Genomic DNA, 930 nt, shown 5'->3' with positions numbered 1-930 from the left:
GTGACTTGGGCGCTTTTGAGGCCCCACAGCATTGGTTCCACGTAATCTCCCCGGAGAAATTCCAGGAAGAACCGGAGCAGGCTGTAGAGCATTACATAAAGGCAGCAGGGCTGTCCTTTTTTGGGTCTGGTGGTCTGGAACAGCAGCAGCAGAGCAAAAAGGATCACATCGATCTGGCCTTCCCACACTTCTGCCGGCCACAGGGGAACCGCTCCGTAGGTGGCCCGGGCCAGGGTCCCTGCCGGATACAGGATGCCGAAATCTCCTCCCGTGGGAGCCCCGAAGGCATCCCCGTTCAGCAGGTTGGCCATCCGGCCGATGCTCTGACCGATGAACAGAGCCGGGCAGATCACATCCAGCATGTCGATCCAGTTGACGTTGTGCCGCCAGCAGTACAGGGCACCGCCCAGCACCCCTCCCAGGATGCCCCCCTGGATGGCCATGCCTCCCTGCCACACAAAGGGGATTTCCAGGAGATGGGCACTGTAATACCCCCAGTCAAAGAAAAACACATCCCAGAGCCGGGCTCCGATGAGCCCGCAGAAGCCTCCGTAGATGCCGATGTCCGGCAGGTACTTCTCCCAGCCCCGGCCGTCCCGCCAGGCCAGGAAATAAGCCACGGCGGTGGCCATGAAAATGGCGATGCACAGCATGATCCCGTACATGCGCACCGGGAAGCCGCCTACAAAAAACAGATATTGATGCACGATGGGTCCCTTTCTTCAATCGCAAATCTTCACCAGATGGAAATCCACATAATCCGCCGCCACCAGCCGGTACCGGGTGCCGTCCCGTTCTCCCTGGAACAGGTTCAGGAAATGGGCCGCATCCCCGTGGACATGGCCGTAGATGCACTGTTCCACCTGGTACTTTTTGCACAGTTCCGTAAAGCCGGTGACTTCTTCCGGGTTGTACAGGGGAGGGTAGTGG

1 protein-coding gene and 1 pseudogene are annotated in these 930 nt (G+C 59.1%); both read right to left on the bottom strand.

The window, feature by feature from the left end; genetic code table 11:
- A partial coding sequence (lgt, locus tag QVO43_RS00280; RefSeq protein ID WP_288174241.1) for a prolipoprotein diacylglyceryl transferase occupies nt 1-707 on the bottom strand: 707 nt, incomplete at its 3' end.
- A 15-nt stretch (nt 708-722) separates the two neighbouring features.
- Nucleotides 723-930, bottom strand: a pseudogene (locus QVO43_RS00275) (metallophosphoesterase); the annotation flags it as partial.

It is taken from the genome of Acidaminococcus sp. CAG:542, from assembly GCF_000437815.1.
In the GTDB taxonomy this organism is placed as follows: Bacteria; Bacillota; Negativicutes; order Acidaminococcales; family Acidaminococcaceae; genus Acidaminococcus.
Note: the sequence above shows the minus strand (reverse complement) of the source record. Positions and strands in the feature narration are given on the sequence as shown.